This window comes from Pseudoalteromonas sp. Xi13, assembly GCF_003952205.1.
Classification (GTDB): domain Bacteria; phylum Pseudomonadota; class Gammaproteobacteria; order Enterobacterales; family Alteromonadaceae; genus Pseudoalteromonas; species Pseudoalteromonas atlantica.
In genome coordinates this window covers 1213124-1238910 of sequence record NZ_CP034439.1, presented here as the reverse complement: position 1 = coordinate 1238910, position 25787 = coordinate 1213124, and the positions used below count along the sequence as shown (strand labels likewise).

The following is a 25787-nucleotide window of genomic DNA, read 5'->3' as shown; positions in this document are numbered from 1 at the left end:
CCTGTTGATATAAGTTATTTTATTAAGCATTTAAGGGCTAAATAACCCGCAACCGAATTTTAAGTATTTATAATGATTAAAAGCGCGATTTAAATGCCTATTTTTTCGACTTATAAAAACTATCGCTTTTTGCATTCGAATGCAATAAAGATTATGTAAAAGTTTTACATGTTCATAACACTAAAAACGAAGCAGCGTATTTAAATAAAAATAATCCCCTTTAAAATTATAAAGTTAATTTACAAGTTTATTCTTTAAAGCACTGGTTTGATCTGTTTAATTTAACAATAACAACCAAAGAAAGAAGTATGGTAGAGAAAATACAGATTAAAAGACTCCGAAGTCCAAGGGGTGTGTAATCACATTTAAAGTAGGCACCTAACCGACTAATAATTAAGTGCCCACTGTCTCTAAAGGTTAGACCGTAAGTGTGTAGCTGAAATATACTCACATGTAGAATAACAACAGCTAATAACTATTCTCATAATTAGTTTTGTGTCTTTTTGCTTAAGTTTTCAATTAAGTCTTGTGCGCTATAGCTGTTGTCGCTGGGTTTAATACCTTTGCCCATTTTAATGTCAATCAGGGTGTGTACTTCTTTTCGTTTATCATTGTTGCTCACTTGTACGCCTACGCTATTGCTCGGGCGTACGCGTGTTTCGCAGGTTAATAAACCGCAGTTTCGCTCATATTGCTGGCTGTGTGATGCACTAATAGATGACGCGGGCGCTTGCGATTTAGACTCAACAAAGGTTTCTTTATTTGTTACAACAAACCAGTCGTAACCTTGCGCTTGGGTAAGCTCAGCCGCGCGTAACAATGCATAGTCACCGGCATCGGCTACGTTGTTTGACACACTTTTAAACTCGACGCGGTATTGATCGTCACTAATTTTTTGCTCGCTATAACCTTGTGAGCCATTATTAGCTGGGCGGTAGTCGGGTTTAGATGCGCAACCCGCCATAAGTAAAATACTGATAATTAAAATAGATGTTTTCATTATTCACCTCGTTTTATAAAAACTATTATTGGTTTAACTGCCACTTTGCACTAATTGCTTGCTGCTCTTGCGCTCTATCTAGTGGTGCGCCGCTGATCATGCTATCTATAACAGCATCTAACTCACTGTTATTAGACGCCGTTTGATATTGCGCGCCATTATCACTTTGCTGCGCGGCTGTTTGCGCTTTTATTTGCCAACCGCTTTGCGTTTTACAAGCAATGCTTGTTTGCATGGTATTGTTTGAGCTTAGCGCATACTGCCTACAAAGCTCACCTTGCTGATTTTTAAAGCTAAGCTGCGCGCTAAATACTGAGCCATCACTTTGCTTATACTCACCACTACTTAGCTGTGTATTAAGTGCTGATGCTATGTTACTAGCTACTAAATTTTGCGACTCATTGGGTTGTAAATAACTCGTCATTGCAATACCAAATACCACGGCAACGCTTGCAGCGATTGCTAAGCTTTTATTAGCCGACTGCTTAACCCTTTGCCAAGGCGTTAACGTTACTACATTGCTATTTAACGTGTTTTTTGTCGTTGCTGTATCAAGCTTTGCAACCGTTTTAGCTAATGATTCACTAAGGGGTGCATCATCAATACTTGTTGCGTGCTCTTTTACTCGCATGTCTACTTCGCTTAGCTCTGCAAGTCGCATTACTAGTTCATCATCGGTTTCAAGGGCTTTGCGCACTTGCTCCATTTCGTGCTCGCTTAGCTCTGAGTCTAAAAAGGCGCTAAGTGTTTCGTCGTTAATGTTCATACTTGCTCCTTTTTAAAGTCGGGTTTTATTAAATTATAAAGTGTACTGCGTGCTCGCGATAATTTACTCATTACACTGCCTATAGGTATATCGAGTGTATGTGCTACTTCTTTATAGGCCATGCCCTGCACTGCCACCAGCGATACAATGGCGCGTTGCTCTTCGGGTAATTGCCCAAGTGCAATATTTACATTTTTAAGCATTTGATTGTTTTCGAGTGTTTGGTGCTCATTACTTGTAATTGGCTCTGGTAAAACATCGGCCTGAGCCGTATTTTGTCTTACCTTGCGCGAGCGGTATTCGTCTATCCACACATTGCGGCAAATTTTAAACGCCCATTTAGCAGGCTCAACGTCATCCGGAATGCCTTTTACTAATAGTTTTTCAATTGTTATTTGCACTACATCGTCTGCATCTGCTTTACTACCCGTTAGCGAATAGGCAAAGCGCCTAAGCATGGGCAATAAGGTTTTTAGAGTTTCGTTCATTGATTTTTACCCCTTTTATAAAGAAGACGATTCAAAAAAACATTTATTCCCAAAGAATCAAAATAATTTGAATAATGAAATATTTCTATGTGTTAAACGTTAACTAAGCAGCATGATAAATTTAATAGAAGTAACCCACTATGAATATTAAAAACACACGCGTTAAACACATAATAGCCACTTCGCTTTGCATATTTAGCGTAACGAGCTCTGCCAATATAGTGAGAGTCGATCAAGTGCTTGGGCAGTTAAACCCAATAGAGCAGCGTATTGAGCAAACAATAGAGCGGGCACAACGCCTGCCACTTCCGGTGCCTGTACCACAAGTTTCAATTGATGAACTAAAAGCGCAAATTAGTGAGCCAATTAGCAGCTTACCCAATGTGCTTAACATTAATATAAATAGCCAAAACACCGCATTTGTTGAAGTAGAGCTAGAAAACGGCTTTAGAGCAATAGAGCGCCAATGGTTATTAATGGCAAATAGCCAACAACTTAATACCCTAAAACAGCAAAATGTAACCATTGTATCGGTAAAAAATTACAACGCACTTAACATGAGCTTAGTGCGTTTTAACGTGCCCCAAGGTGTTAATTCTAAAAGTGAGTTATTAAAAGCGCTTAACTTAGATGAGTCTGCAATACTTGACCGAAACCACATATACCAAGCGCAAACAGGCGAGCCTACCGAAAAAGTAACACCAAATAACTCTATTGCCCCTTACTGCACACAAAGCGTAAAAATTGGCATGATCGACAGCGCCATTAATACCAAACACAGTGCTTTTGAAGGTGCAAATATCACTACGCAAAGCTTTTTACCACAAGGGTTAAGCTCGCCACATTTACACGGCACCGCCATTGCAGGGCTAATTACAGGTAAAGACGCAAAACTTAGCCCGCTTTTAGGCAGTGCCAAGCTTTACAGTGCCGAGGTGTTTTATAGGCAATCTGAATATGCTCAAGGGGCTACATTATTTGCCATAGTAGAAGCACTTAACTGGTTAGTAAGTAATAAAATACCCGTAATTAATATGAGCCTAACGGGGCCAAATAACGCAATTTTAGAAGCAAGTATTACTGCAGCAATAAAACAAAAGGTATTAATTGTAGCTGCTGCAGGTAACCAAGGGCCGGCGTCGCAGCCGTTATACCCAGCTGCGTATAAAAGCGTGATAGCGGTAAGTGCTATTGATTCACAAAACCAAATTTATAGATGGTCAAATAAAGGCGATTACATAGACTTTGCAGCCCTTGGTGTAAATGTTGTTACAAGCCAAGGCAATGGAAAATTTGGAAGGGAGTCGGGTACGTCAATGGCGGCGCCGCATGTAAGCGCGGCATTAAGTTGTTTATTGTTAAAGCATGGTAATAATAAAACCAAAGCACTAAACGAGCTTACATCGCTGGCCGTCGACTTAGGCGAGCAAGGCAAAGATACCACCTTTGGTTATGGCGCCATTTACCCACCTAAAAGTGCACTTTAGCTGACGCCGATAAAACAGATTGCGTATAGGTATTGCTACTAAGCTTTGATTGATAATCGCCATATTCAGCCTCGGCTATGAGTGTCACGTGCTCAAATAAAGCTAGGTTATAAAACGCATTAACTACATTTCTGTGCTCATCTCGCGACGGTATTTGCTCAAAAAAATCATCCGTTGTTTGCTCATCGTAATCTTTATTTTGATAACGCCAACCTGCCCCCACTTTGTTAGCCATATTAAAGGCCGTAAATTTGTGCGTAACTTTAGTAGTAAAACCGTAGCCGTTAAAGTCGTATTGGTTGTCGTCGGCGTTTTCTTTATCGGCACTTAGCGCTGCCATTAGCATGGTTTGGCCGTTATTTATAAAATGATAAAGCGCTACATCGCCGCCTACGCCGTCGGCATTACGTGCTTTTGCAGTAGCAAAACGTTTAGCTTTGATTTTTACACTCATACGCAAATACGTATGCGGGTTTAAAAAATGGCCATAGTAGGCGCTGGCTTGATTAAAATGTAAAAATGTATCGCCATCTACATTTGCTTTTGCACCATCGTAACGAACCCCTACCTCATGGCTATTAAAGCTGTAGCTGCCATCTAAACCGTATTGATGCAGGTCTAAATCGTATTGATCAAATTCATCGTAGTCTTGTTTTTCAAACTTATAGCTTGAGGTTAATTTAGCGCTTTTGGTTACTTGCCATTTAGCATTAACACCGGCTGCGGTTTTGATGCCGCTGTCGCTTTGCGACGAAATATCGTCAAGCTCTTGAACAGAGAGCGCCGAGTTACTTAATATCCCAACTTCAGCATCAGCATTTAGCTCAAAGCTACTTTTAAAGGGCTTATTTTGCTCAGCTGTTTTAATGTGGTTGGTTTGAGCAAGCACCGCTTGGGCACTAAAAACACATAAAGTGGCGGTTATAACTGCTTTCATATTTATTCTCCAACAGGCCGAATAGGTTTCCCCATTCGGCATTTGTGCAAGCACTTGGCGTATTAAAGCCCTAGGTCTAAATCGTTAGTAATGTTGGTTACTACTTCACTTGCGGCGCTAAGTGCTACATCGTTACTAATTTGATCAGTGACCGCTGCACTCACCTGCCCGCTAACACTTTGCTGTACCGTGCTTTGTAAACTACTAACCGTACTGTCTTGCACACTGGCAATTAAAGATTGCTGAACACTGCTTACTACTTCATTACTGGTATTAATTGCATCACCCACTTGCAGTGCAGAACTCACTGAGTTTGCAGCCGTATTAGTAATTGCTAACTGGTTTGTAAGCTCACCCGCATTTGTTGCATCAGCTTGTGTTACTGAATCGGTAGCGCTACTCACATTTGAAAGTAAAGAGGCATCTGATGGTGTATCGGTAGTGTCTGTCTGAGCGGCTTGCTCAGAAGTAAAAGAAAGTAATGACGACTGGCTCACAGCGGTTGTTAAATTACTCGCCGATGAGGTTAACTGCGTTGTTGCATCAAGCGCTGTATTGACTGCGGTATTGCTTGCAGCATTTAAAGACGAAGCCGATGCGTTCAATGAGTTATTTAAAGATGAGCTGGCAGATGCAACTAATGAATTTGCAGGCTCTGCGGCCTCGCTGCTTTCTTGCGCTGGAGTTTGCGTATTATTCGCCGTTGGATCTGTATCTTGCGAGTCATCAGCCGTTACTTGTGTATCGTTAGATACGTTTGTGTTATTGCTACCACTGGCTGTTAAACCGTTTTGTGAAAGCGCAATAGATGTAGATGTTTGTTGCTGCGCCGACATTGACTGAGATATTTCAATATCAGCGGCGTGCACAGCACCTGTAAAAGTACACACACCGCTTAACATCATTACGCTTACAATTTTATTTAATTTAGTCATTGTTTTGTCCTCTAGTTTGTCGGATTGACATAAAGAAGACGATTTACAAAAACACTTTATTCCAAAATAAATTAAAAATTTATAATAATACGCTACTGCATGAGCGTTTCACTATTTTGTATCAGCAATAATAGCTCAGCAGTGGCAGTTGCATCGGCCAATGCGCGGTGATGGCTGGTTAAATTTAAATTAAAATGCGCACTAAGGTTACCAAGCGAATACGACTTTAGCCCTTTAAACGCTCTGCGCGATTCAACCACGGTGCACATTTTTGGCATTTTAAAAAAGTGCCCTGCAACCTCGCACTCTTTTTTTATAAAACCGTAATCAAAGTTTACGTTATGGGCTACAAAAATACTGCCTGCGAGTTTTTCTAGTAGTGGCTGTGCTATCTCGGCAAATACAGGTGCGTTGTAAACCATGCCATCGCTTATGCCGGTTAGCTTAGTAATAAAGCCGGGTATATGGCGCTGCGGGTTAACAAGTGTCGTCCAGGTATCTATTACTTTACCGTGCTGCAGTTTAACTATGCCAATTTCGGTAATGCGGTTACCACCCTTTAAGCCGCCCGTGGTTTCTATATCAACCACGCTGTAAACACGGTTAGGGTCTACAAACCATTTAACTGCGGCAATATGTACCGTAAAGCCTACATTTTTTAAATTATCAATAGTGGTAAGTTGGTTGCGCCTAAGCTTGTCGCCCGGGGCTTTTACCTCTTCAAAATGTACTTGCCCATTATTAATAACCATTAAATCGGGGTAGCCGTCTTTTAGCTGTAAATACTGTTTACTCATGGCCGTTAAATGCGCAATTAAAGCTTCAAGCGGGCTGTTTAAAATAAGCGCCTCTAGTGGCTCTAATAAATTGCTGCGCCATCTAAATAAACCGTTGGGCTGCTCAAAGTATTGCGCTGCATGTTTACATACCAAATTCAGCAGCGCCTGATTAGTACTACAGCTTTTTAAACGTGCGTTAATTTGCGTGCTTTGTGCCTCATAAAAATTACCAAGCTGTAAAACTTGCGGGTAAATATCAAATTCATTACACGGCGGGTATGGCGACTCTATAAACAACTCGTGCCAAAATACTAAACCAAATAAGCTTTGCCATAAGGTGTTTTCGGTATTAAAAACCGTTAACCCTTTTGCGGTGTAATGCTCATTTACGCCTTGCTCTACATCGCCTCGGTAAATTTCGTCAATTTCCAGCACACATTGGGTGTCGGCTAGCATAGTGCTTAAGCGCGAACGCGTTTGTTTATTAAACTTACGCATTAAAAAGTCATCAGCAAAGTACAGTAAATCGTCGGTGAGCGGGTTTTCTATTATTTGTTCTAGCTGTGCTTTCACCCACTCTTTATTACCTAAACGGTATTGCTCTCTTATTTGAATTTCTTGGGCTTCGGCGTAATCGGTACAGCCTTCAAGTAAGCTAAAGGCAAGTTTGCTATCGGTATTTTTAAGTTGTTTATACAGCCTAACCAGCAGTTTGTTTTTAATATCGTGCGCTTGTGCACCGTGCGCCGGTTGCGCTAAAACTAAATGCGCAAGTTCGGTGTAAGGCGTTATGTCATCCAAGGTTTCAGCTTTTGCAGTACCGGCTGTTTTGCCAATGTTTTTAAACGCTAAACGGTAACGGTTTAAAACATAATTAGATTGCGCCTCAGCGAGTGTATTAAAGCGCGACAAGCTCTCGCTGTGCCCTTCGCGGGTAGCGGTCAATCCTAAATCTCGCATAACAAAACGGTTTTGATGGTTTACATCGCCACTACTTAAGCGCCCTGCAAATAAAAACTCAAAATACTCGTAATAATCTTCACGGTTATTTATCACATATTGGCTATATAAAGGGGCTAAATCATCTGCGCGCTCACTAAAAAATTGGCACGCAATAGTGACCAACTCCCCTTTAGGTGCACTTTTTTTAAAGCTTACTTGCTCGCTATAATTACTTAGTAGCTCCACCAGCATGGGCTTGGTTAAATGCGCTATAAGTAGCTTGTAATGCTGCGCGTTTGGCTCATATAAAATACCCGCTGTTTTTAGCGTATAAATAGCCTGATGCGGCGAGGTTATTTCTTCATAATTAAGCGATTGCGCCTGCACTAAATAAGGCTTGCGCGAATACACACGTGCCAACATGCATTGGCTTTGCTCATCTAGCTGGTTAATTTTACTAATAAATTGGCTGTGCTTGGGCTCAAGTAAATGCATACATTTACTTGTTACAAACTCAATAAGCTCTCTAAAATGCGCTAAATAGTATTTTGCTGGTAATTCTTTTTTCATAACATCGCCACAACTGTATATAAAAACAGTATCTAGCATTTGTGCTTATTATTCAATCTTAAACTTGTAACTAAAACACGCTATAGTGAGCGTATAAAAGTAAATTTATTAAAAATAAAGGACTTACCATGAGCGCGCACCCATACGATGTTTTATCACTCAATAACGGCGCAAATATTATTTTTACGCCTTGCCCTGGTACAAAAACACAAAACCTAGCGGATTCAATTGCCACATTAAAAGCCGCTGACACTCACATGCTGCTTTCACTTATGCCGCAAAATGAGCTTGAAAAAAATAATGTAGAAACAATTAATAGCAAGTGTAATAAGCACGGTATAACCTGGTTTCATTTACCTATAAATGACGACGAAGCACCCAAACAGCCTTTTACATCAAGCTGGAACACCCACAAAACCGACATATTACAAGCCATACAACACAAACAAACCATTGCCATACATTGTAAAGGCGGCACTGGCCGCACAGGGTTGGTGGCTGCACTTATTTTAAATTCGGCAGGTTACACAAAAGAAGAGGTATACAGCCTAGTACAAGGCATTCGCCCTAAAGCGCTCACTATAGAATTGCAAAAAGAATACTTTGAGAATTTTGAGGTGTAAGACAGAGGTTGGGGAAGATTTAGCACTATGATTAGTGCTAAAGATATTTTCAATGCTAGTTATGTGTTAGCAATTGATGGGGTTAATCACTCGTTAGGCAGTTTTTCCTACAGTGCTTAATGATGACTTATTTTGCTTTTGATCTTGAGGATCTGATACCAAGACGGTTAAACCAGAACCTTCGTTAATCCATTGATTACAATTAATTGAAATTTCCTTTTTGTCATCTGATATATCTAAATAATAATTAGCCCCCACAACAAAAATACAATGTTCTTGTACTTCAATATCATCTGCACAGTGTAAAATAAACTTAAAACCATCTGTTGGTTGTAACGCTTTAAAATCAATTAAAGCCCAATGATCAGAGCCGTACTCTGTAATTTTAAGCTCAACATCTAAGTGAGGTTGTTCATCAAAATCATCTGTGTTTACATATGTGATTTTACTAATATCACCACCATCATTCTTTTCCTCAAACGTAAATTTATCGATTAACTTACGTTTACCATCAGGTGTGCTAATGGCTACATGATGACATTGAGAAGGACCATTAAGGCCTTCTTGAAACCCAATAGTGATTCTTTGAAATCCATCAGAAGATGGATAGACTCTATAACTATAAACACTACTTATGGCTAACCTACTTTGTATCTCGTCAACAAATACACGTGCAGCAATTTGATAATTACTTCGGACTGATTTTGTGCCTATCTCTAAAGTTTTATTTATAAAGTGACCATAATAGTCACCTATATTAGGATATTTACTTGATTCACTAATAGTTGGTTGAATTAGTGATTTTAAAGCCTCTTTTTTGCCTTCTGAGTCAATATTACCTAAAAAATTCCTTTTAATTATAATGTCTTCTAATAAACCTTTTATTTTATCTACAAATTGCGATGTACCAGAAGCAAAAGTAAAAATAGATGCAATTAGAATAGCAATTCCAATAGAGTTTAATAAACTAACTAATATGGGTAGGAAAAAGCCTTTATCCGGGTAATGCACATCGATAATTATTGATATAAGAACTATGACAACACCTAGCCATAAATAATTAACAAAAAACTTCCGTAACCATCCAATACCTAAATTCATTTTATATCCTTGATTGAATTGAGCACTGAGAATACAGCCTATCAACTTAGCCTACGACATCTGTCAATTTTGGCCGATTAATATCCCTATTTTATAGTGCGTTCACTCTAACCACCAAATAACCACATGTAAACAATTACTAAACCCCATATCAGTTTATGTAATTGCAAAAGCACACCGAAAGGTACAGATCGGTAATGTCGGAAAAACAGGCACTTCCTATACAAAATTATTGTTTATTAAAATTCAGCATGTGTTATTTAAAAGGCGCTACTTAATTTCAAAGTATTAAATCTAATCCCTTTAAGCTAATACCTTTAAACGGTTTTATTTATACCCGCCGACCCCTTTATACCTGCACAAATGTATTCAGCCGTAGCGCTTTACGATATTATGCTCCTTTATATTCAATTTAACTTCAGGGCACATAATGACAACGCACACACCGCCTTCCCACTCAGCCAACACAGCTGAAAACACCTCTCTTTTTTACGTAATTTCTATCTCTGCCGTGGCTGCTATTGGTGGCTTTTTATTTGGTTTTGACTCGGGCGTTATTAACGGCACGGTATCGGCACTCGGTAATGCTTTTAATTCAAGCAGTGTGGCTACAGGCTTTAATGTAGCCTCGGTATTATTAGGCTGCGCCGTGGGGGCACTTGCTGCGGGGCCGCTGGCTGATAAGTTTGGTCGCCGTGCAATTATGATCATTACCGCGATTATTTTTGCTATTAGCGCGTTTGGCTCAGGCATTAGCGAAAGCTCGGCCGAGTTTATTTTTTACCGCTTATTTGGTGGGTTAGGTATTGGGGCTGCATCGGTATTAGCGCCAGCTTATATTGCAGAGGTTGCGCCACCAGCGCTTCGTGGTCGTTTAGCTACACTTCAGCAACTCGCTATTGTATTAGGTTTATTTGCTGCGTTTTTAAGTAACTATTTAATTGCTGATGCAGCAGGCAGCGCGCAAAATATTTTAATGCTTGATATAGCCGCTTGGCGCTGGATGTTTTGGGCTGAGCTGGTGCCTGCAATACTGTTTTTAGTGGGTGTGTTGTTTATTCCTGAGTCGCCTCGTTATTTAGTGGCGCAAGGTAAAGTAGACGATGCAAAAACGGTATTTAGTAAAATTTCGAACGACAACGTTGATGCGCAAATAAGCGATGTTAAAAGCTCTTTGCATAGCGATAAAAAGCCGAGTATTCGTGATTTATTTATTGATGGCAGTAAAAAAGTACACCCGATTGTTTGGGCGGGTGTTGCGCTGAGTGTATTTCAGCAATTTGTGGGTATTAACGTGGTATTTTATTACGGCTCTGAGCTTTGGCAAGCAGCTGGGTTTGACGAGTCGCAATCGCTATTTATAAATGTATTAGCGGGTACTACTAATATTGTATCGACCTTTATTGCTATTGCCCTAGTTGACAAAATTGGCCGTAAACCACTTTTACTAGTGGGCAGTGTGGGTATGTTTATAAGCTTAAGTGCGCTTACTTATATATTTGGCAGCGCAGGCCTCGATGAAGCAGGCAAGCTTGCACTTAGCGATAACATGGGTACGTTTGCGCTTATAATGGCTAACTTATTTGTGGTATTTTTTGGCTTAAGTTGGGGCCCCGTTGTGTGGGTGTTATTAGGCGAGATGTTTAATAACCGTATTCGCGGCGCAGCGCTTGCTGTTGCTGCAAGCGCACAATGGATTGCTAACTTTGCCATTACCATGACCTTCCCTATTATGCTGGCTAATATTGGCCTTGCAGGTGCGTACGGCTTTTATGCTTTATCAGCACTTATAAGTATATTTTTTGTGGCTAAATACATTACAGAAACCCGTGGTAAAACACTTGAGTCTATGTAATTAGCCTAATAAAAAGCGGTGAACCCTCTCACCGCTTTGTGTTTTTTAGCTAAATGATTGATTCAATAGTTGTATAAAAGGCGTAAGTAATTACTGCGCCAAATATTGGATTCACTACTCACCCTTAATATTCCTTTTTACTATAAGTAATCGATTTAAAATCCTTTTTTGAGTATAGAAAATTAGCTATTGTCCGCCTTTTCCCACTACGTAATGTCTATCAAAATGAAAAATAAGTTAGTATCTGGTTTGGCCCTTACCTTTGCTCTAGGTTCGTTTAACGCATTTGCTACCAATGGGTATTTTACTCATGGTTATGGCATGACCCACAAAGGCATGGCGGGTGCGGGTGTTGCGCTATCTGAAGAGTTAATGTCTGGCGCTAATAACCCTGCTACCTTTTTAGCGAATGGCACACAATTATCTGTGGGCTTAGAGCTTTTTTCTCCTGATCGAAAATACTCAGCATCCGATGTAGATACCTTTTACCCTGACGCATTTTACCTGCAAGCTAAAACCCAAAAAAGTGATAACACTTTATTTGCTATTCCTGAGTTTGCTATTGGCCACCAGCTCAACGACAAAGTAAATATTGGTTTATTAGTTTACGGTAATGGCGGTATGAACACCGACTACAGCGCCAACTCAGAGCCTGAAGGCACATTTTATGCTGGCACGACTGGCGTAGATTTAAAGCAATTATTTATTAGCCCAACAATAAGCTACAAATTTAACGAGCAAATACGCCTTGGTGTATCGCCTATTTATGCTGTGCAGCAATTTAAAGCCACAGGGCTTGGAAACTTTGCGCCTTTTTCGCAATCGCCACAAGCGCTTACTAATAATGGTACCGATACCAGCACGGGTTTGGGTATTCAACTAGGTATTAGCCAAAATATAAACTCGTCATTAAGTTGGGGAGCAAGTTACCGCTCATCAGTGTCTATGCAAGAGTTTGATAGCTATAAAGGGTTGTTTGCAGAGCAAGGTGGGTTTGATTTACCGAGTTCACTTCAAATTGGCGCTGCTTATAAAATTACACCAAATAACCAGCTTGTATTTGATTGGCAAAAAATAAATTACAGTGAAGTAAAAAGCATTGCTAACCCAATTGATAATTTAATGTCAGCTCCACTGGGTGCTGATGCGGGTGCAGGCTTTGGCTGGGACGATATGACCATTTATAAACTGGGTTATCAATGGCAGCGTACAGCAAAGCAAAAAATTCGTTTTGGGGTTTCTTATACAGAGCAACCTATTCCTTCTTCAAACGTTTTACTTAATATTTTAGCCCCAGGTGTGCAAGAATGGCATTTCACTGCAGGTTTTAGCCATTCTTTGAGTAACGCGGTACAATTAAATGCAATGGCTTTTTATTCGCCAGCTAAAAAAGTATCGGGTGCTAACTACTTAGCGCCAAATCAACAAATATCAATTGAAATGGAGCAGTCAGGCTTAGGTATGTCTGTTGTTTGGAGAATTTAAAATGGTTACAGAGTTTACGCCAATAGCTGCAGCTGTAGGTGGTGCTTTAATAGGTATAGCCTGCGCACTATTACTTGTTTTATACGGTAAAATAGCCGGTATATCTGGCATTGTTAAATCTGTTTTTAATAAGCAAACGTCTGAGTCGCGTTGGAAATTATACTTTATTGTAGGGCTATTATTAGCCGGTATTTCAGTGCGTATATTTGCGCCGTCTTTATTAGAAGGTGAGCTGAGCTTATCCCCTGTGCTTATTGTTATAGCTGGGCTACTTGTTGGTATGGGCACCTCTTTAGCTAACGGCTGCACAAGCGGTCATGGCGTATGCGGTATGTCGCGCTTTTCTACCCGTTCGTGGGTTTCAACATGTACATTTATGGCCGTGGCTATAATTACAGCAAACCTAGTAGGGTAAAAAAATGACAGCATTAATTCATGTTATTTTAGGATTTATATTTGGCTTAGGGCTTATCATTAGTGGTATGACAAACCCTGACAAAGTACTTAACTTTTTAAATTTTCAAAACCAATGGGATGGCAGTTTAATTATTGTTATGGCTGTGGCTATGGGAATAATGATGCTTACGTGGTTTTGGGTAGCTAAAAAAGAGAAACCGCTACTTGGTGAAACGTTTACTTTAAGCGATGTTAAAAACATTACCCCTCGGCTAATAATTGGCTCGGTATTGTTTGGTTTAGGTTGGGGGTTAAGCGGCATATGCCCAGGCCCGGGCCTTGTACAACTTACCTCTCTTAAAATGGAGTTTTGGTTATTTTTTGCAGCCGTACTTGGCGGTATGTGGATAGCTAAAAAAGTATAAATTTAACTCTTTATCCTTCATTAAAACTGGCAGGTATAGGCTTGCCAGTTTAAACCCATTTAATTAATCCCTCTTTACTTGCCTAACCTAATTATTAGTTTAGGTACATAACTTGCTGCTTTACCCTTTAAGTTTTTAAAAAAGGGATCTGTAATGTCTGTTAATACGTTTTACAACCTAACAGAGCAGCCTTGGGTTGTTATTGCTATTTGCTTAGTCACATTAACTATAGCCTTGTTTTGTATCCGCTTTTTTATAATGTACTGGCTCAAAAAGTGGACCTCTCATACTAAGTTTATTTTTGACAGTTTATTTATAGAGTCAATTTCTAAACCGCTCACCCTTTGCACAATAATTGTGCTACTCACCATTATAGAGCAAGGCCTTTTAATACAAGGCGAGCCTGTTACGCACTTTATTTCGTTTTCGACCATTAATATTATTTTGGGTTTAATCGCCATTATTTTATTTTTTGACCGGTTTTTTATCGGCACTATTAATTACTACAGCAAAGAGTCGGCAGTGCTATTTAATTCGCAAAGTATTATTAAAGGCGTTATTAGGGTAAGCGTTTTATCGGTTGGTATTTTAGTTTTATTGGGCACCTTGGGTATTTCTATTACGCCTATCATTGCATCTCTAGGTATTACATCACTGGCGGTGGCACTTGCCCTGCAACCCACCCTTGAAAACTTTTTTTCGGGCGTGCAACTTGTTATAGATAAACCCATACGTGTGGGGGACTTTATTGAGCTTGAATCAAAGGAGCAAGGCTTTGTAGAAAAAATTGGTTGGCGCTCTACGTGGGTTAAAATGCTGCCAAATAATATGATTATTATTCCTAATAGTCAGCTTTCTAAATCGCGTATTATTAATTACTTTTACCCCGAAAAAGAGCTGAGTGTACCTGTTGATGTAAGCGTTCATTACAGCTCAGACTTAGAGTTTGTAGAGCAAGTAACGCTTGAGGTTGCGCGCCAAGTACTGATTGACCATGAGTGGGGCGTTGATGATTACAATACCTTTGTGGTATATCACACCTTTGATAATTCAAGTATTAATTTTACCGTAATGCTGCGCGCAAAAGAGTACTTTAACCGATTTTGGGTTAAATCTGCTTTTATTAAAGCGCTGCATAAACGCTATAACCAAGAGGGGATTGTGATCCCCTTTCCTATTACGGCTATTAATACATCGCAAGAAGCGGCTAATTTTAATAACGCTGAGCATTAAAAAACCGAGATAAGCGTATGCCTACCTCGGTTTAATTATTGACTACACGTAAAATTACGCGCTTTTATGCGGTTTAATAAAGCATAAGCAGCCGTTTACTAACGTGTTTTAAAATTTATAGGTCAATTGGCCTACTATTTCACGTGGGCTGCCAGGAAAGTGACCGTTTCGCTCACTAAAGCCACTTACTGCGTATTCTTTATCAAATAGATTATTGATATTTACACTTAATAACACATCGTCAAAGCGGGTAGTCCAGCTCATGTCGAATACGGTAAAGGGTTTAACTTTTTGGCCATCTTGGCTTATTTGCTCGCTTACGTAATTTGCACCAAATGCAATAGACGAATCTATGTTATCAAGCGCAAAACGCGACCATAAACCAGCCTGATGGCGCGGCGCATTAGCAAAGCGAGAGCCATCACCGTAGGTGCTTGAAATAGTATCGCCCGTTACACCCTCAACAACTAATGTATCGTTATATGCGTAGTTAGCGGTTAGCGTCCAGTGCTCGGTTAAATCGCCCACCAGCGTTGTTTCAAACCCACGGCTTTCTACCTCACCAATATTTAAAAGTGCTGCAATGCCATCACCCGCACCAGTGTCGTCTGGGTTGCTCATTACTACGTTTTCTTTATTAATTTGGTAAAGTGCAAAGGTGCTCATAATTTTGCCATTAAGCCATTGGTTTTTCATACCAATTTCGGTTTGTTTACCGGTTTCTGGGGTTAAATTACCCTCGCCCTCTACATCTTCTTGGTCACCCGACGATGCGGGGTTAAAGCTTTCTGAGTAATTTATGTATACCGATGTGTTTTCAACAGGTTGGTATGTAACAGCCACGCGCGGTGTTACATCGTTATCTGAGTAACTGTAACCGGTTTCTTTGTTTAGCTCTTTAAAATAATCGTAACGCAGGCCTGCAATAACAGTCCATTGTTCGTCTATGCTCACAACGTCTTGTACGTATACGCCAAAACGGTCGGTTTCAACACCATCACGGTTCATGTCGGTAAGGTTATAAGTACTTGGGTCGGTTTCGCCGTAATTTAAGTCAAATATGTTTAAATTAGCCACGCCGTCTGCTTCATAGCGGGCACGTAAGTAATCGTACTCCGTATCGACTATGTGGTAGTCGCCGCCAAATAATACTTGGTGCGTTAATTGGTCTTGCTCAAAACTATAAACAAAGTCGGTGGTTAAGCTTGTTTCTTCGTTAGCGCGGTATTGCTTTCGGTATTCGCGTTTAATGGTTTCGTCATCAATGTTTGCTTCACCATCGCCGTTTACATCTACCCAGCTTTGCGACTCATGGTAGGCTTGATCGCGTTCATTATCCATGTAACGTAGTGTGCTACTTACAGAAAAATCATCATTAAAGTAATGCTTTAGCTCGGCTTGCAGCACTAATGCTTCCATGTCTTGGTAGTCAAATTCTTCGTTTGCGTTATAACTTGGGTCAACTAAAAAATTACCGTTGTCGTCAACAGGTACGCCACGTAAACGGTTACCGCCTAAGTCTTGTTTGATGTAGTCAATACTTGTTGTTAGTGTGGTTGAATCTGTTAAATCAAATAATAAACCACCGGTAAACTCTGTGTTTTTTGAATCTGCGTTATTACGAAAGCTGTCTTGCTCCTCGTAATAACCACCAACACGGTACGCCATGGTGTCCGTTAAACCGCCGGTCATATCAAGTGATGCACCATGCGTGTTGTAATTGCCAAGCGTTAGTTTTAGCTCTTTGCTTTGCGTGTACGAAGGCTTTTTAGTCACGTAGTTGATCATACCGCCTGGCTCACCGCCACCATATAACGCAGAGGCTGGGCCTTTTAATACTTCTACGCGCGCTACATTAAATAACTGCGGTACACCAAAGCCCGAGTATGGGTCGCCACGCACGCCATCGTAAAATACGTTAGCGTCGTCTCTAAATCCACGAAAAGTAACGCCTGAATAGCTGTACTCACTTACCCCTGCTATAGAGCGGTATAAATCGGTAATGTCTCGTGCGGCTTGGTCAATAATAAGTTGCTCAGTTAATACCTGCGCAGATTGCGGTAATTTAATAAGATCTAAATCTGTTTTAGTACCAATTTTACTTTCGGTTTCTAGGTAAAACTGCTGAGCGCGGCCAGTTACTTCTATTGTTTCAATCTCGTTATTTTGCTCGGCAAATGCCACATTAGAAAAAGCAGAAAAAGACGCAGCAATACTGAGCGCCAAATATTTTTGGTTAAACATGTCGATCCTGAGGTGAGGTGAATAAAACGCCGCGAATGATAACGACTATCATTATTATGTGCAATGCAAATAATTTCATAATCATCCTTATTTTTTGAATTAACCGTAGCCAAAATAGGGCCTTAAACGCTTTTTTGTGGGGTTTTTAACCATATACCTCTTTGCATAGTGTTGAACCAAATTAGTAACTCAGATAGTGTGTATTTTTCATACTCTTAATAAGCCGTTTTCATGAGGAGCAAATAATGTTAAACCGACTATTTTTAGGTGTTATTTTACTATTAGCCACATGCGTGGTGAGTGCCAATGACAGCTTAGTGCAATTTCAAAGTAATTATTCTGTAAAGGAAACGGCAAACCGTTTTGAAAAAATTGCCAGTAGCAAAGGGTTAACTATTTTTGCGCGGGTAGACCATCAAAAAAACGCTCAAAACGTGAATATGAAATTAGCGCCAAGTGAAGTGATTATTTTTGGTAACCCAAAGGTAGGAACACCGTTAATGCAATGCCAGCAAAGCGTTGCGATAGATTTACCACAAAAAGTACATATATCTCAAGACAACAACGGCCAAGTATGGCTTGCCTATAACAACCCAACTTATTTGCAAGAGCGCCATAATATAAAAGGCTGCGAAGAAGTACTTAATAAAATATCTACGGTGCTTAATAAGCTTTCTATGGCAACGGTAGCCAAATAACCACAATTTAAGTTTGAATCCACACAATAAAAAACCCGCTGATAAGTTAGCGGGTTTCATTCAATTAATAACACTAAGCGCCTGTATTAAGACTCAATAGCTAAAAGCTCTACTTCAAAAATAAGCAGTGATGCAGGTGGAATACTGCCTACTCGCTTTTCACCGTAGGCTAATTGGTGCGGTACATAAAAGATGTATTTATCGCCTGGGCTCATAAGCTGTAAGCCTTCGGTCCAACCTTTAATTACTTGGTGTAAACCAAAGCTAATAGGCGTTTTACGCTCAACTGAGCTGTCAAATACAGTGCCGTCGATTAATGTACCGTGGTAGTGCACGTTAACCATGCTAGTTGGGTTTGGTGTATTTTCGCTTTCACCTTTATGCAGCACTTTATATTGCAAACCAGAGGCGGTTTCTATTACGCCCTCTACTTTTGCATTAACTACAAGGTAGTCGGCTTCAATTTGCGCATTTACACCTGCTTGTTGCTTGGCTTTTTTACTATTTTGAAAAATTAAAAAACAAAATATAGCGATGATCACCGCTAAAATTATATTTATCATTTAGTGTTTTTCCTCATCTTCATCGGCTTCTTTATCTTCTTCGCTATCGCCATTAACTATGTCGGCTATATCTTTTAAGCGTGCTAAAGCAATACCGTTAACAGAATCCTCTGGGTATTCGCCGTCAATAATATCGCCTGCATCAATATCCATTAATAAGTTAAGTGCTTGGTCTACAGTTTCTACTGCGTAAATATTAAATTTACCGCGCTCAACCGCTTCAAGTATTTCATCATCAAGTACTAAGTTAACTTGGTTAGATTTTGGAATAATAACGCCTTGCTCGCCTGTTAAGCCGCGCATTTTACACAGCTTAAAAAAGCCTTCTATTTTTTCGTTTACGCCGCCAATAGCTTGCACATCACCGTGTTGGTTAATAGAGCCTGTAAGGGCAATAGACTGGCTAATAGGCAAACTGGTAATAGCTGATATAAGCGCACATAACTCAGCAAGTGAGGCGCTATCGCCATCTATATAACCGTAGCTTTGCTCTATAGCTATGTTAGCGCTTAGCGTTAAACTAAAGTGCTGGGCGTATTTGTTACCTAAATAACCGGTAAGTAGCATTACACCTTTTGAGTGAATTGCTTTACCTAACTCGGCTTCACGCTCAACATCTATTACACCATCGGCGCCGGCATATACGGTGGCGGTTATGCGTGCGGGTGTACCAAACGACGTATCGCCAATGTGCAGCACTGTTAAGCCGTTTACTTTACCAATGGCTTGGCCTTGTGTGGCAATAAGCGTGTGGCCTTCTTTTATATCGCTTAGCATGTTTTCGCTTATTTGGCCGGTGCGGTACTGCTTACCTTCAATGGCTTCATCAATATGATGCGCATCAATTAGTGTTTGCTTATCTTGCTTGGCGTAAAAGCTGGCCTCAGCCACCAGTTCAAGCACATCGGCAAAGCGCGCCGATAATTTATTATGGTGCTCTGCTTGGCGGTAGCTAAATTTAAGTAACCGCACCATGGCGGCCTCTGTGGTTGTGCACTTTAACGTTTGCTGGCAGTACTCACTCACTTTAGTAATAAATTGGTACTGAAGCTTATCGCTACTTGGTAAATAGTAATCAAAGTCGGCAAGTACTCTAAACAGCTCTGCAAATTCTTCATCGTACTCACCTATGGTGTAATACAAATCGCGCGAGCCTAATAAAATAATTTTTACATCAAGAGGAATTAATTGCGGGCGCAGCGTAAAACTGCTGCCTACTGAGCTGTCTTGATACGGTAGGTCGTTTTTAATTTGGTGCGTTTTAAGCGAAAGCTTTAAACCATCCCACACTTGCGGGTTGGCCATTACTTTTTCGGCATCCATAATTAAGTAACCGCCATTTGCACGGTGCAATGCACCAGGCTGTATAGAGCGATAACTAGTTATAAGTGAGCCTTGCGATGTTGAATACTCAATTTTGCCAAATATATTGCCAAAGGTTGGGTTTGGCTCATACACTACAGGTGCGGCATCGTCTTCTTTAAATTCAACTAAAATGTTAGGCGCAAAAAAGTCTGTAAGCATGCCTTTACGGTCAAAGTCTTCTTTGCTTTCTTCGCTTTCATCTTCATCGTCTAGCCACTCAAGTACTGCATCAATTATTTCTACGCGAATATCTTTTAAGTATCGCAGCACTCCAATATGGGCAGCGTATTTATGCTCTAAGTCTTTTAATAATGGCTTTGTAGCTTGCTCGGCTGTGGCCTTTTTTAGATTACGCTGTTTTTCTTTTGATTCGCGTTTCCAGCGAGGCAGCTCAATCAGCGCTTCAATTAAGGCATCTTCTAGTTTTTCTATTTTTTCAAAAAACTCATCACGAAGCTCTTCATCTAGGGCGGCAAATTCGTTATCGCTTAACTGCCTGCCTTCAACTAAAGGCGCAAAACCTACGGCGTTTTTCTCTTCTATTAGCGCTACGCTTTGCTCAAGCGCCATTTCTTCTACTGCGGTAATAGCGCTGTCGTAAGCGTCGTTAAATTCGCTCTCGATTGACTTTTTTTTGCGTTGATAAGCTGGGTTATCAAACGCTGCCGGAAAGGTGTCGAGTACTTCATCTAAAAATGAGTCTATGTCGTCACTTAATTGCTTGCTTTGCCCTGCTTGCATAAATAGCGCTATTGGCTCACGGTGGTCGTCGTAATTATTAACATACAACCACTCGTTAGGTGTGGGGCGATCTTTTGCGTGTTGTTTAAGTTTGTCTTTTACGAGTGTAAATCGGCCATGCGCGGCCTCACCCATTACATAAACATTGTAGCCTGGCAGCTCCATCCCAAGTGAAAAGTCGAGCGCACTTTGGGCGCGTTGTTGGCCGATAAAGGTAAGTTGCTCTGGGTATGGATTGCTCATACACGTGCTAACGTGATTAGTAGAAATGCTCGGTGCGAGCTGTGAAACAGATAATGGCAGCAGTTTTTTCGTCATTCTAACTTCTTTTTGTACCAACATACTCGCTGGCTTTGGGCGTATTAAGTGGCCTACAAGCCACTTAATACATATATTTAGGGTTGTAATGCCTTACGGCTAAAATAAATACCATCACATTCAATGCACGGTGTAATTTGTGTAGCGTGATAAATATCAAAACTATGGGTGCAATTCTTACATACTAATGTGCCCATGGCTATCCATTCGCCTGCGTGATACATCCCATTGTGCTTAAAATCTTGACTAAGAGACTGCCATTCAAGCTGGGTTTTGTCCTCTATGTGTGAAAGCTCATACCATAACGACTCTTTAAGCTCTTGCCATGCAAGCGAATTATAGTGCGATTCGTTTTCTTGAACGTGTTCTATATCGCGCTGCAAATAACTTTTGTATAAGCCGTATTTTTCTTTGCCTAAATCTTTAAGTGCTTGCTCAGATTCAACAAATCGGGTCATTGCATCTTTTACTTCATGATCTTTTACATCTTTTAACCACGTAGTGAGGTCGCTAAGCCATGTTTTATAATCTGCCATTTTATACTCCATCAAAATCAAGGGCGTGTTGGCCTTAAACATAGATAAGTATAGGTTAACCTGCACTGAAAGTGAGATTTTAACAAAACCGTGCTTATACGCTGTGATTAGGCTTTTATTTGGGGTATCCTATCGGCAATTTTTTATTAGTTTGCAAGAAGTCTGGAATCATAGATGCAAGAGCAATATAACCCGCAAGACATAGAGTCAAAAGTCCAAAGTTACTGGGAAGAAAACCAGGTATTTAAAGTCACCGAAGATGAGAGCAAAGAAAAGTATTACTGTCTTTCTATGTTCCCATACCCAAGTGGTCGACTGCATATGGGTCATGTGCGTAACTACACCATTGGTGATGTTGTTTCTCGTTTCCAGCGCCTGCAAGGCAAAAACGTAATGCAACCTATGGGTTGGGATGCGTTTGGTTTACCTGCAGAAAACGCTGCTATTAAAAACAAAACAGCCCCTGCAAAGTGGACTTACGAAAACATTGATTACATGCGCAACCAACTTAAGCAATTAGGTTTTGGTTACGACTGGGATCGCGAAATTGCAACCTGTCACCCAGAATATTACAAGTGGGAACAATGGTTTTTCACCAAGCTTTACGAAAAAGGCCTAGTGTATAAAAAAATGTCAACGGTTAACTGGGATCCGGTTGATCAAACTGTACTAGCAAACGAGCAAGTAATTGACGGCCGTGGTTGGCGCTCAGGCGCTGTGGTTGAGCAAAAAGAAATACCGCAGTGGTTTATTAAAATTACCGACTACGCACAAGAACTTTTAGACGATTTAGATAAATTAGAAGATTGGCCTGAGCAAGTTAAAACCATGCAGCGCAACTGGATTGGTCGCTCTGAAGGGTTAGACATTGAGTTTACGCGTACCGACAACAACGAAAAGTTTAGCGTATACACTACGCGCCCAGATACATTTATGGGTGTAACTTACCTTGCTGTTGCCGGTGGCCACCCTATTGCACAAGAAGCCGCTAAAAACAGCGACGCAATTGCAATGTTTGTTGAAGAATGCAAAAACACCAAAGTAGCCGAAGCAGACATGGCAACAATGGAGAAAAAAGGCATTGCAACTGGCTTTTACGCAACTCACCCATTAACAGGCGAGCAAGTGCCTATTTGGGTCGCTAACTTTGTACTTATGCATTACGGCTCTGGCGCGGTAATGGCAGTACCTGCACACGACCAACGTGACTATGAATTTGCTACCGCTTACGGCCTAGACATAAAACAAGTTATTGCACCGGTTGAAGGCTCAGACCTTGAAGTAAACCTAGCGCAAGAAGCATTCACCGAAAAAGGTGTATTAGTTAATTCTGGCGAATTTGATGGCCTTGATTTTGAAGGCGCATTTAATGCTGTTGCCGACAAACTAGAAACACTAGGTGTAGGTGAGCGTAAAGTTAACTTCCGTTTACGCGATTGGGGCGTTAGCCGCCAGCGTTACTGGGGTTCTCCAATCCCAATGCTGAGCGACGAAAACGGCAATGAGCTTGCTGCAACAGAAGACATGCTACCAGTTCGTTTACCAGAAGATGTGGTAATGAATGGTGTTACATCGCCAATTAAAGCAGACCCAGAATGGGCTAAAGCAACGGTAAATGGCGTACCTGCAACACACGAAACAGATACCTTTGATACCTTTATGGAATCATCTTGGTATTACGCACGTTACTGTAGCCCTCGCCATGACGAAGGCATGCTAGACCCTGCTGCAGCTAACTACTGGTTACCTGTAAACCAATACATTGGTGGTATTGAACACGCTATTTTACACCTACTGTACTCGCGTTTTTTCCACAAATTATTACGTGACTTTGGTTTAGTAAATTCAGACGAGCCGTTTGACCGCTTACTTTGTCAAGGTATGGTACTTGCCGAAACGTTTTATCGTAAAGATGAAAAAGGCGGCGATGTATGGATTTCGCCAAGCGATGTAAATACCGAAACCGACGATAAAGGCCGTGTAACTAAAGCATGGCACAAAGAAGACGGCGAGCCCGTATTCTCATCAGGCATGAGCAAAATGTCTAAGTCTAAAAACAACGGGATAGACCCACAAGAAGTAATTGCCCAATATGGTGCAGATACAGTGCGTTTATTCATGATGTTTACTGCACCACCAGAGCAAACACTTGAATGGTCAGACTCAGGGGTTGAAGGCGCACACCGCTTCTTAAAACGTGTATGGAAATACGCGGTAGACGTTAAAACTGTTGGTTACCAAGCACTTGATAAATCGGCGCTTACTAACCCACAAAAAGTACTGCGTCGTGAACTACATAAAGCCATTGCTAAAGTAAGTGATGATGTTGAGCGTCGTCAAACGTTTAACACTGCCATTGCTGCTATTATGGAGCTTTCTAACAAGCTATTAAAAGCACCATTAAACGACACGCAAGACGTAGCCATTGCTAACGAAGCACTTGAAGCATTACTTATTATGCTTGCGCCAATAACACCGCATTTATCGCACGAGTTATGGCAAGAACTTGGTAAAGAAGGCGACATTTTAGACGCAGCATGGCCAAAGGTTGATGAGTCTGCCCTAGTTGAAGATGAAAAGTTAATCATTGTTCAAGTAAACGGCAAACTACGCGCTAAGCTAACTGTGGCAGCTGATGCAACGCAAGAGCAAGTAGAAGCGCTAGCGTTTGCTGAGTCTAACGTAACTAAATTTACCGATGGCGCAACCATTCGTAAAATCATTTACGTACCAGGCAAACTATTAAACGTGGTAGCTAACTAAATGGTTAGCTTTAACGCCCTTAAAAACACATTAGCCTTAGTGCTAATGTGTTTTGTGTTATCTGGCTGTGGCTTTCATTTAAAGAAAGCCTCTAGCCTGCCCGATAACCTTAAAACGCTTACACTTAAAGGTGATGATGAAAAATCATCGTTATTTTTAAACCTTAAAAAAGAGCTTAAAGCCAGCAACGTAGAACTGACAACTTCGGCTAAAAATGTTGCCCAGCTGTACTTACGCAAAGAAAGCATTGAGCGCCAAACCTTGTCGTTGTTTCAAAATGGTCAGGTGGCTGAATACGAGCTTGCCTACGGGGTAAGCTATGTTGTTAAACGCCCAGGCGAAAAAGCCATAGAAAAACGCTTTGAGCTTTATCGTAACTACCAAGACGACCCCGATCACGCACTTGCAAAAGCAAAAGAGCTTGAGCTGCTTATTAGCGAAATTCGTAAGCAAGCCAGTAGTCGTATTGTTAGAGAGCTGTCGCAACTATAATGCGCTGTTATGCTAATCAGTTACTGAGTGAATTAAATAAAGGTTTAAAACCCTTTTATTTAGTGTTTGGTGAAGAACCGTTTCAAGAAGCGCAATGTGTGCAGCAAATACGCGATACGGCAAAAGCCCAAGGCTTTGATGAGGTAATTAAATTTACCCTAATGCAAGGGTTTGATTGGCAAGAAATTATAGCTCAATATCAAAGCATGTCTTTGTTTAGTGCGCGCACTATAATTGAGCTTGATTTAAACCAACAAAAACCTGGCACCCCAGGTAGTAATACCTTTAAAAAAATAGTCGAGTTAATTAACCCTGATACCATTTTAATTGTAAAAGGGGCTAAAGCCAGCCAAGACATACAACGTGGCGCCTGGTTTAAAGCGCTCGATAAACACGGTGTATTTGTACCATGCTACCCGCTTGCAGGGAATCATTTAAAACGCTGGTTAGATGAACAAGTAGCGCGCCTTTCTCTGAATATGCAAAACGAAGCAAAACTGAGCTTAATTAACGCTACCGAAGGTAATTTGTTAGCGTGTTTTCAGGAGCTCGAAAAGCTCTCGCTACTGCATGGTAATGCCTTAATAACCCAGCAACTTGTGATGCAAGGGCTATTAAATCAAGCCAAGTTTGATATTTTTGATTTAAGTGATGCCCTATTAAATGGCCACGCCAAGCAAGCAATTAAGGTACTTAATAAACTGGCCAGCGATAACACCGAAGTGGTGAGTATTTTATGGGCTATAAATAAAGAACTCACCAGTTTGCTCACTATTCAGCAAGGGCTTTTAAATGGCGAGCCTATCGCACAGTTATTTAAAAAAAATGGTATTTGGAAAAACCAGCAAGGCCCAGTGCAAAATGCAATTAACCGCTTAAATATTAATACACTTGAGCAAATAAGCAGTGAGCTTGCACTGTTTGATTCAAGCTACAAACAAGGTAACTTAATTGCGCCTTACCAAGCGCTTGCGCATATTTGTATTAAGTTTTGCCAGCCGCTTGATATTCCAATGCCTTGCCACGCACTTAACTAAAGATTTTT

22 protein-coding genes are annotated in these 25787 nt (G+C 40.6%); 11 read left to right on the top strand and 11 right to left on the bottom strand.

Going from position 1 to position 25787, the window contains the following annotated elements; all coding sequences use genetic code 11:
* Positions 1–487: 487 nt before the first annotated feature.
* The 3 genes from EJ103_RS05595 to EJ103_RS05585 are packed head-to-tail and all read right to left on the bottom strand — an operon-like array spanning position 488 to position 2254.
* Positions 488–1000, bottom strand: coding sequence for a hypothetical protein (locus EJ103_RS05595; protein WP_054982240.1), 513 nt, complete (start codon positions 998–1000; stop codon positions 488–490).
* A gap of 25 nt (positions 1001–1025) precedes the next feature.
* Entirely contained in the window at positions 1026–1766 is a 741-nt protein-coding gene (locus EJ103_RS05590; protein WP_126006470.1) for a hypothetical protein, read from the bottom strand.
* Positions 1763–2254 carry an RNA polymerase sigma factor gene (locus tag EJ103_RS05585; protein ID WP_126006468.1) on the bottom strand — a complete coding sequence of 164 codons (492 nt, stop codon included), beginning with the start codon at positions 2252–2254 and terminating at the stop codon, positions 1763–1765. Before EJ103_RS05585 ends, EJ103_RS05590 begins: the two co-directional genes overlap by 4 nt.
* Positions 2255–2394: 140 nt before the next feature.
* On the opposite strand from EJ103_RS05585, the gene EJ103_RS05580 reads away from it, so the two are divergent.
* Positions 2395–3741, top strand: coding sequence for a S8 family serine peptidase (locus tag EJ103_RS05580; protein WP_126006466.1), 1347 nt, complete (start codon positions 2395–2397; stop codon positions 3739–3741).
* Here the strand turns inward: EJ103_RS05580 and EJ103_RS05575 are convergent.
* From EJ103_RS05575 to EJ103_RS05565, 3 genes are all read right to left on the bottom strand, one after another.
* Complete coding sequence (locus tag EJ103_RS05575; RefSeq protein WP_126006465.1) at positions 3725–4678, bottom strand: hypothetical protein; 954 nt, start codon at positions 4676–4678, stop codon at positions 3725–3727. The two genes, EJ103_RS05580 and EJ103_RS05575, sit on opposite strands and share 17 nt — an antisense overlap.
* A gap of 62 nt (positions 4679–4740) precedes the next feature.
* Positions 4741–5613 (bottom strand): hypothetical protein, encoded by an 873-nt coding sequence (locus tag EJ103_RS05570; RefSeq protein ID WP_126006463.1) that lies wholly within the window; start codon positions 5611–5613, stop codon positions 4741–4743.
* Positions 5614–5705: 92 nt separating this feature from the next.
* Positions 5706–7943: an exonuclease domain-containing protein gene (locus EJ103_RS05565; protein WP_126006461.1), complete on the bottom strand. Its 2238-nt coding sequence runs from the start codon at positions 7941–7943 to the stop codon at positions 5706–5708.
* Between the two features lie 89 nt (positions 7944–8032).
* Here EJ103_RS05565 and EJ103_RS05560 point away from each other — a divergent pair, with 89 nt between their 5' ends.
* Positions 8033–8527, top strand: coding sequence for a dual specificity protein phosphatase family protein (locus EJ103_RS05560; protein ID WP_126006460.1), 495 nt, complete (start codon positions 8033–8035; stop codon positions 8525–8527).
* Between the two features lie 93 nt (positions 8528–8620).
* On the opposite strand, the gene EJ103_RS05555 is transcribed toward EJ103_RS05560, so the two are convergent.
* Entirely contained in the window at positions 8621–9628 is a 1008-nt protein-coding gene (locus EJ103_RS05555) for a hypothetical protein (protein WP_126006458.1), read from the bottom strand.
* A 430-nt stretch (positions 9629–10058) separates the two neighbouring features.
* Here EJ103_RS05555 and EJ103_RS05550 point away from each other — a divergent pair, with 430 nt between their 5' ends.
* The 5 genes from EJ103_RS05550 to EJ103_RS05530 all read left to right on the top strand — a co-directional run bounded on the left by EJ103_RS05550 (position 10059) and on the right by EJ103_RS05530 (position 15022).
* Complete coding sequence (locus tag EJ103_RS05550; RefSeq protein ID WP_126006456.1) at positions 10059–11483, top strand: sugar porter family MFS transporter; 1425 nt, start codon at positions 10059–10061, stop codon at positions 11481–11483.
* Between the two features lie 225 nt (positions 11484–11708).
* Positions 11709–12968, top strand: a complete 1260-nt coding sequence (locus EJ103_RS05545) for an outer membrane protein transport protein (RefSeq protein ID WP_126006455.1) — start codon at positions 11709–11711, stop codon at positions 12966–12968.
* Between the two features lies 1 nt (position 12969).
* Complete coding sequence (locus tag EJ103_RS05540; protein ID WP_126006453.1) at positions 12970–13383, top strand: YeeE/YedE thiosulfate transporter family protein; 414 nt, start codon at positions 12970–12972, stop codon at positions 13381–13383.
* A gap of 4 nt (positions 13384–13387) precedes the next feature.
* Positions 13388–13789, top strand: a complete 402-nt coding sequence (locus EJ103_RS05535) for a DUF6691 family protein (RefSeq protein ID WP_126006451.1) — start codon at positions 13388–13390, stop codon at positions 13787–13789.
* 153 nt (positions 13790–13942) lie between these two features.
* Entirely contained in the window at positions 13943–15022 is a 1080-nt protein-coding gene (locus tag EJ103_RS05530; protein WP_126006449.1) for a mechanosensitive ion channel family protein, read from the top strand.
* A gap of 108 nt (positions 15023–15130) precedes the next feature.
* Here the strand turns inward: EJ103_RS05530 and EJ103_RS05525 are convergent, their stop codons facing one another.
* A complete protein-coding gene (locus EJ103_RS05525) occupies positions 15131–17266 on the bottom strand; it encodes a TonB-dependent siderophore receptor (protein ID WP_126006448.1) in 2136 nt (711 codons plus the stop codon).
* 245 nt (positions 17267–17511) lie between these two features.
* Here EJ103_RS05525 and EJ103_RS05520 point away from each other — a divergent pair, with 245 nt between their 5' ends.
* The gene (locus tag EJ103_RS05520; RefSeq protein ID WP_126006446.1) at positions 17512–17964 is read left to right on the top strand and encodes a DUF302 domain-containing protein; all 453 of its coding nucleotides are present in this window, start codon (positions 17512–17514) and stop codon (positions 17962–17964) included.
* 86 nt (positions 17965–18050) lie between these two features.
* Here the strand turns inward: EJ103_RS05520 and EJ103_RS05515 are convergent, their stop codons facing one another.
* The 3 genes from EJ103_RS05515 to EJ103_RS05505 all read right to left on the bottom strand — a co-directional run bounded on the left by EJ103_RS05515 (position 18051) and on the right by EJ103_RS05505 (position 21487).
* A complete protein-coding gene (locus EJ103_RS05515; RefSeq protein ID WP_126006444.1) occupies positions 18051–18527 on the bottom strand; it encodes an FKBP-type peptidyl-prolyl cis-trans isomerase in 477 nt (158 codons plus the stop codon).
* Complete coding sequence (locus EJ103_RS05510) at positions 18528–20951, bottom strand: ATP-binding protein (protein WP_241232299.1); 2424 nt, start codon at positions 20949–20951, stop codon at positions 18528–18530. It abuts the gene before it with no gap.
* Between the two features lie 77 nt (positions 20952–21028).
* Positions 21029–21487 carry a hypothetical protein gene (locus tag EJ103_RS05505; protein ID WP_126006441.1) on the bottom strand — a complete coding sequence of 153 codons (459 nt, stop codon included), beginning with the start codon at positions 21485–21487 and terminating at the stop codon, positions 21029–21031.
* 174 nt (positions 21488–21661) lie between these two features.
* Between EJ103_RS05505 and leuS the strand changes: the two genes are divergently transcribed.
* Genes leuS through holA form a run of 3 tightly spaced genes read left to right on the top strand, consistent with a single transcriptional unit; the run spans position 21662 to position 25779 of the window.
* Positions 21662–24250 (top strand): leucine--tRNA ligase, encoded by a 2589-nt coding sequence (gene leuS, locus EJ103_RS05500; RefSeq protein WP_126006440.1) that lies wholly within the window; start codon positions 21662–21664, stop codon positions 24248–24250.
* Positions 24251–24742, top strand: coding sequence for an LPS assembly lipoprotein LptE (gene lptE, locus EJ103_RS05495; RefSeq protein ID WP_126006438.1), 492 nt, complete (start codon positions 24251–24253; stop codon positions 24740–24742).
* Entirely contained in the window at positions 24742–25779 is a 1038-nt protein-coding gene (gene holA / locus EJ103_RS05490; protein ID WP_126006436.1) for a DNA polymerase III subunit delta, read from the top strand. The genes lptE and holA overlap by 1 nt, the downstream gene beginning before the upstream one ends.
* Positions 25780–25787 lie beyond the last annotated feature (8 nt).